This is a genomic window from Hydrogenophaga sp., assembly GCF_051007235.1.
Taxonomy (GTDB): Bacteria; Pseudomonadota; Gammaproteobacteria; order Burkholderiales; family Burkholderiaceae_C; genus Hydrogenophaga.
In genome coordinates this window covers 1-6,541 of sequence record NZ_JBPCSJ010000283.1, presented here as the reverse complement: position 1 = coordinate 6,541, position 6,541 = coordinate 1, and the positions used below count along the sequence as shown (strand labels likewise).

General features: G+C 70.4%; 7 protein-coding genes. 4 read left to right on the top strand and 3 right to left on the bottom strand.

Translation table 11 applies throughout. The annotated features are described in order from the left end of the window. Positions 1-133: 133 nt before the first annotated feature. The 4 genes from ACR2JA_RS10050 to ACR2JA_RS10035 all read left to right on the top strand — a co-directional run bounded on the left by ACR2JA_RS10050 (position 134) and on the right by ACR2JA_RS10035 (position 4,014). Entirely contained in the window at positions 134-1,258 is a 1,125-nt protein-coding gene (locus tag ACR2JA_RS10050) for a lipocalin-like domain-containing protein (RefSeq protein ID WP_434008947.1), read from the top strand. 228 nt (positions 1,259-1,486) lie between these two features. Then, complete coding sequence (locus ACR2JA_RS10045) at positions 1,487-1,798, top strand: hypothetical protein (protein ID WP_434008946.1); 312 nt, start codon at positions 1,487-1,489, stop codon at positions 1,796-1,798. A gap of 91 nt (positions 1,799-1,889) precedes the next feature. Beyond that, on the top strand, positions 1,890-2,177 hold the full coding sequence (locus ACR2JA_RS10040; RefSeq protein ID WP_434008945.1) for a hypothetical protein: 288 nt from the start codon (positions 1,890-1,892) through the stop codon (positions 2,175-2,177). A gap of 49 nt (positions 2,178-2,226) precedes the next feature. Then, positions 2,227-4,014 carry an ABC transporter transmembrane domain-containing protein gene (locus ACR2JA_RS10035; RefSeq protein ID WP_434008944.1) on the top strand — a complete coding sequence of 596 codons (1,788 nt, stop codon included), beginning with the start codon at positions 2,227-2,229 and terminating at the stop codon, positions 4,012-4,014. Between the two features lie 156 nt (positions 4,015-4,170). On the opposite strand, the gene ACR2JA_RS10030 is transcribed toward ACR2JA_RS10035, so the two are convergent. From ACR2JA_RS10030 to ACR2JA_RS10020, 3 genes are all read right to left on the bottom strand, one after another. Beyond that, a complete protein-coding gene (locus ACR2JA_RS10030; protein WP_434008943.1) occupies positions 4,171-5,130 on the bottom strand; it encodes a dipeptide ABC transporter ATP-binding protein in 960 nt (319 codons plus the stop codon). Then, positions 5,127-6,104, bottom strand: a complete 978-nt coding sequence (locus tag ACR2JA_RS10025) for an ABC transporter ATP-binding protein (RefSeq protein WP_434008942.1) — start codon at positions 6,102-6,104, stop codon at positions 5,127-5,129. The genes ACR2JA_RS10030 and ACR2JA_RS10025 overlap by 4 nt, the downstream gene beginning before the upstream one ends. Before the next feature lie 20 nt (positions 6,105-6,124). Next, a partial coding sequence (locus ACR2JA_RS10020) for an ABC transporter permease subunit (protein WP_434008941.1) occupies positions 6,125-6,541 on the bottom strand: 417 nt, incomplete at its 5' end.

Below are 6,541 nucleotides of genomic sequence, written 5' to 3'. Positions count from 1 at the left end.
ACATGGCCCTGCCCTGGCCACGCCTGCTGGCGCTGTGCGCCGCGGTGGTGGCCGCCGGTACGGTGACGGCCTGGCTGGCCGGGCGCGCCGCCGCGGGGCGCGACGCGGTACAGGCCGTCAAGGAGGACTGGTGATGCACGTTCCCGGTTTCACCCGCCGCCAGTGGCTGGCCGCCGGCCTGGCCCTGCCCTGGGCGGCGCAGGCTGCGGCCGAGCTGGATGCCGACCCCGTGCTGCAACCGCGCCCGCTGCGCTTCCCGCGCGACCACGGCACACACAACGCCACGCGCACCGAGTGGTGGTACCTCACCGGCCATGCGCAGGACGCGACGGGCCGGCCGTTCGGCTTTCAGGTCACGTTCTTCCGCAGCCGGGTGGACGCGGCGCAAGCCCTGCCCGGCCGGCTGGCCGCGAAGCAGCTGCTGTTCGCGCACGCCGCCATCACCGACGTGCAGGGCGGCCAGTTGCACCACGACCAGCGCATCGCCCGCTGGAACGGCGAGCCGCCGGCGCAGCGCGAGGGCGGTGTGTGGGCCAGCGAGCTGGACCTGCACGTGGTGTTGCGCGACTGGTTCCTGCAGCGCCAGCCCGATGGCGGCTACACCACCCAGGTACGCGGCGAGGGGCTGGCCATCGAGCTGCGCGCCCGCGCCGACCAGGCCATCCTGCTGCAGGGCGAGGCCGGTTTTTCGCGCAAGGGGCCGCAGCCGGCGCAGTCGAGCTTTTACGTCAGCCACCCGCAACTGGCGGTGCAGGGCCGGTTGCGCCTGGGCGGACAGACCTTCACGGTGAACGGCAGCGCCTGGCTGGACCACGAATGGAGCCAGGCCCTGCTGCACCCCGACGCGGTGGGCTGGGACTGGATCGGCATGAACCTGGACGACGGCAGCAGCCTGACCGCCTTCCGGCTGCGGCGGGCCGACGGCAGCGCGCTGTGGGCCGGGGGGTCGGTACGCCAGGCCCGCGACGCCCAGCGCACCGATGCGGTGCACTTTGGCTCCGACGACGTGGTGTTCGAGGCGCGCCGCTTCTGGACCAGCCCGAGCACACGGGCCCGCTATCCGGTGGAGTGGAGCGTGCGCACCCCGGCCGGCCGGCACACCGTGCGTGCGGTGATCGACGCGCAGGAACTGGACAGCCGCCAGAGCACCGGCACCGTGTACTGGGAGGGGTTGAGCGACCTGCTCGATGAACAGGGCCGGCGCGTGGGCCGGGGTTACCTGGAGATGACCGGCTACGCCCAGCGCCTGGTGCTGTGAGCCGGCGCGCGGTACACGTGGCGCAAGCGGTGTGTGGCTGTGCGCACGCCGCGCACCGGCAGGCCACAACGGCGTGACGCATGTCACCCCTGGTCTGGGGTGCGCTCCCTGCCCAGTGGCCCACGTGCGCACCACAATGCACAGTTGCCCGCTGGCCCTGCCCGACACCCCGGGAAGGCCCTGCCCCCACCCCACGCAACGCGACCCGTTGCCCAGAAACTCCGCACCATGCCGCCCTGCCTTTCCCGACTGCTGCGATCCCTGCGCCGCGCACGCCCTGCCCGGCACCTGTCCGACCTGCACACGGTCCGCAGCGCCCTGCTGGCGGCCATCGAGGACTGTCAGGGCCTCAAAGCCGAGCAACTCAAGCTCAAACTCGGCGCGGCCCGCCACCACCGCGACCTGTGGATGCTGCGCAGCGACGCGTACCGCCTGATCGCACTGCAGCACTGCCAGGCCGTGGCCGACGAGCGCCTGCGCCACCTGCTGCACCTGTTCGAAGGCTGGGTGGCGCCCAAGGAGCTCGCCCGCGTGGCCTGAAGGGGTGCACGACCGTCTGTCGCCGAACCGGCAGGGGTCTCTAAAAATGCACGTGCACGGCGCAAACGGTTGCGCTATGCTGCGGTGCAACATGAACACCCAACCCGCGCCCCTTCAGCTCAGCCTGGAAGACCTGCTGGGCGACCTGCAACACGCCCGACGGCACCAGGACATGAGCCGGCTGGCCCTGCTGGCCTACTGCGAAGTGCGCCGCTGGGCGCGCCAGGCGGGCGAAAACGCGCTGGCCGAGCGCTCGGCCGCCCTGGTCACGCGCAGCCCGCAGGCCACACGCGAACAGTTCATGGCCGAAGTGGATGAGCTGATCGGACAGCTCCAGCAAGCCCACGGACGCCTCGTGGCCGGCGCGACCACCACCTGAACACGCCCCCGGGCGGCGCGGCCGCCCTGAAACCGGCACACTCGCGGCCATGACCGCCCGCACCGCCACCCAACGCCCCCCTGCCACGAGCCCCGGCTCGCTCAGGGGTCTGACGCCGTTTCTGCGTCCCTACCGCCTGCAGATCGCATTGGCCATCGTGTCCCTGGTGCTCGCCGCGGGTGCGACGCTGCTGTTCCCGGTGGCGCTGCGCGACCTGATCGACAGCGGCCTGGTGCCAGCCGATCGCAGCGCACAGACCCTCGCACTGCGCGGCCACTTTCTGCTGCTGTTCGGCGTGGCGGTCGCGCTGGGCGCGTTTTCGGCCGCACGCTTCTACCTGGTCAGCTGGCTGGGCGAGCGCATCACGGCCGACCTGCGCGACGCCGTTTACAGCCACGTGCTGCGCCAGAGCCCGCAGTTCTTTGAAACCACCCAGACCGGCGAAGTGCTATCGCGCCTGACGACCGACACCACCCTGGTGCAGACCGTGGTGGGCTCGTCGCTGTCCATGGGCCTGCGCAACGCGGTGATGGGCATCGGCGCCCTGCTCATGCTGGTGTGGACCAACCCCTATGTGATGCTGCAGGTGCTGCTCATCATCGTGCTGGTGGTGCTGCCCAGCATGTGGTTTGGCCGGCGGGTGCGCAAGCTCTCGCGCGCCAGCCAGGACCGGGTGGCCGACACCAGCGCCATCGCGGCCGAGGTGCTCAACGCCATCCCCATCGTGCAGAGCTACACCGCCGAAAACCGCGAAGCCCGGCGTTTTGCCGACTCGACCGAGCAGGCCTTCGGCATCGCCGTCAAACGCAGCCGGGCCCGCGCCGGCCTGGTGGCCTTCATCATCATCAGCACCGCGGCCCTGCTGCTGTGGGGCCTCTACCAGGGCACGCAGGCCGTGCTGGCGGGCGAGATCAGCGCCGGCCACCTGGGGCAGACCGTCGTCTACATCATCATCCTGGCCGGTGCGGTGGCCGTGCTGGGCGAGGTGTACGGCGACCTGCTGCGCGCCGCCGGCGCCAGCGAGCGGCTGATGGAACTGCTGCACCTGCAATCGCCCGTGCAGTCCCCGGCGCTGCCCGTGCAGGCGCCCTGGCCCGCCGGTGGCAGTGCGCTGGCGTTTGAGGGGGTGCGCTTCCACTACCCGTCGCGCCCCGCGCAGCCGGCCCTGCAGGACTTTGCGCTGACCGTGCAACCGGGGCAGACCGTGGCCCTGGTCGGACCCAGCGGCGCGGGCAAGAGCACGGTGTTCGGCCTGCTGCTGCGCTGGTACGACCCGGCGGCGGGCCAGATCGTGCTCGACGGCGTGCCCATCCAGCGGATGGATCTGCAGGCCCTGCGCGCGCGCATCGGCACCGTGCCGCAGGACCCGGTGATCTTCTCCAGCAGCGCGATGGACAACATCCGCTACGGCAAGCCCGACGCCAGCGACGACGAGGTGCGCGCCGCCGCGCGGGCCGCTTTTGCCGACGAGTTCATCGTGCAGTTGCCCGAGGGTTACCACACCTACCTGGGCGAACGGGGCGTGCGCCTCTCGGGCGGGCAGCGCCAGCGCATCGCCATCGCGCGCGCCATGCTCAAGAACCCGCCGCTGCTGTTGCTGGACGAAGCCACCAGCGCGCTGGACGCGCAGAGCGAACGCATGGTGCAGGCGGCGCTGGAATCCGCCATGAAAGACCGCACCACCCTGGTCATCGCCCACCGGCTGGCGACCGTTCAGAAAGCCGACCTCATCGTGGTGCTGGACCACGGCCGGCTGGTGGAGCAAGGCACGCACGAGCAGCTGGTGGCGCAGGGCGGCGTGTACGCGCGGCTGGCGGCGCTGCAGTTTTCCGCCTGAGTCGGCAGACCACCGAGCCGCAGCGCGCGAGGAAACGCCTCCAACCCGGGACACCGAGGGTCCGGCTCCGCCGGCCCAAGGGTGTCGTTCCCCCTCCCAGCCGAAGGCGCCAGAGAGGAGGGAAGCCGCACAGCGGCGCAGGGGGGTGTTCCGAATTCAGACGTGGTGGCAGGCGACCTGCCGCCCTTCCAGCGCACGCAACACCGGCAGTTCGGTTTCGCAGCGCGCGTCGGCCTTGGGACAGCGCTTGTGGAAGGCACAGCCGCTGGGCGGGTTCAGCGGGCTGGGCAGCTCGCCGTGGATCTTGATCTTTTTCTGCCGCTGCGCCGGGTCGATGGAGGGCGTGGCCGACAGCAGCGCCTGCGTGTAGGGGTGCAGCGCGTTGGCAAAGATCGTGGCCTTGGGGCCGGACTCCACCACGCGGCCGAGGTACATGACCATCACGTGGTTGGCGATGTGCTCGACCACCGCCAGGTTGTGCGAGACGAACACGTAGGCGGTCTGCAGCTGTTCCTGCAGGTCCATGAACAGGTTGAGCACCTGCGCCTGGATCGACACGTCCAGCGCCGAGGTGGGCTCGTCGGCCACCAGGATCTTGGGCTGCAGCACCATGGCGCGGGCGATGGCGATGCGCTGGCGCTGGCCGCCCGAGAACATGTGGGCGTAGCGGTCGTAGTGCTCGGGCCGCAGGCCCACCCGCTCCAGGCTGGCCAGCACCTTGGCTTTGCGCTCGCTGGCGCTGAGCGTGGTGTTGAGCAGCAAAGGCTCGGCGATCTGCTGGCCAATCTTCTGGCGCGGGTTGAGCGAGGCGTAGGGGTTTTGGAACACCATCTGCACCTGGCTGCGCAGGCGCTTGTACTGCGCGCGGTCGCCCGGCGCCACCCACTCCTCGCCCACGCGCAAGCGGCCTTCGGTGGGCGGCTCGATCAGGGTGAGCTGGCGCGCCAGCGTGCTCTTGCCGCAGCCCGATTCGCCCACCACCGCGAGCGTCTTGCCCGCTTCGAGGTTGAAGGACACATCCTGCAGGGCGCGCACGGTGAGCGCGGGTTTCATCAGGCCCTGGCTGACGCGGTAGTGGCGCGTCAGGCCCTCGGCCTGCATCACGGTGTTCGTCATGCGGCCACCTTCTCTTCGGTCATGGGGTAGAAGCAACGGGTCAGCATGCCTTGAGCGGCCACCAGCGGAGGTCGCTCGGTCTGGCAACGGGCCTGCGCGCGCGGGCAGCGCGGCGCCAGCAGGCAGCCGGCGGGCCGGTCGTGCTGGCCGGGCACGATGCCCGGCAGCGTGTGCAGGCGGCGCGCGCCGCGGCTGTGCTCGGGCACGCTCTGCAACAGGGCGTGGGTGTAGGGGTGGGTGGGGGCGTTGAACAGCGCGTCCACCGGACCCTGCTCCACCACCTGGCCGGCGTACATCACGGCCACGCGCTGGGCCACTTCGGCCACCACCGCCAGGTCGTGCGTGATGAGCACCAGGGCCATGTTGTGCGCCTGCTGCAGCTGCACCAGCAGTTCCATGATCTGCGCCTGGATGGTCACGTCCAGCGCGGTCGTGGGTTCGTCGGCGATCAGCAGCTTGGGGTTGCAGGCAATGGCGATCGCGATCATCACGCGCTGCGCCATGCCACCTGAAAACTGGTGCGGGTAGCTCTCCAGCCGGCTCGCGGCGCCCGGGATCTCCACCATCTGCAGCAGCTCGATGGCGCGCGCGCGCGCCGCCGCGCCGCGCAGGCCCATGTGCTCGCGCAGCACTTCCTCGATCTGGAAGCCCACGGTGAAACACGGGTTCAGCGAGGTCATGGGGTCCTGGAAGATCATGGCCATGTCCTTGCCCAGGATCTTGCGGCGCTGCCGCGCCGAGATGGTCTGCAGGTCCTGGCCATCAAAGTGCAGACGGTCGGCCACGATGTGGCCCTGGCCGGCCAGCAGGCCCATCAGCGCCATCATGGACACCGATTTGCCCGAGCCGGATTCGCCCACGATGCCGATCACCTGGCCCTGGTCGAGCAGCAGATCCAGCCCGTCCACGGCGCGGAAGGCCCGTCCCTTGGCGCCGAATTCGACGCGCAGGTTCTGAATGTCTAGAAGACTCATGTCGTGTTGTCCTCGGTGCGTCAGCTGGCGGTTTTCAGTTTGGGGTCCAGCGCATCGCGCAGGCCGTCGCCCACCAGGTTGATGGCCAGCACCGACAGCAGGATCGTCAGGCCGGGCAGCGTCACCACCCACCAGGCGCTCTCGATGTAGTCGCGCGCCGAGGCGAGCATGGTGCCCCACTCGGGCAGCGGCGGCTGCACACCCAGGCCCAGGAAGCCCAGTGCCGCGATTTCGAGGATGGCGGCCGAGAAGCTCATGGTCGCGTGCACGATCAGCGGTGCGGTGCAGTTGGGCAGCACCGTCACGAACATCAGGCGCAGCGTGCCGACTCCTGCCACCCGCGCCGCCGTGACGTATTCCTTGTTGAGCTCGCCCATTGCCGAGGCCCGCACGAGGCGCACGTAGTTGGGCAGCGCGACGACCGAGACGGCCACGAT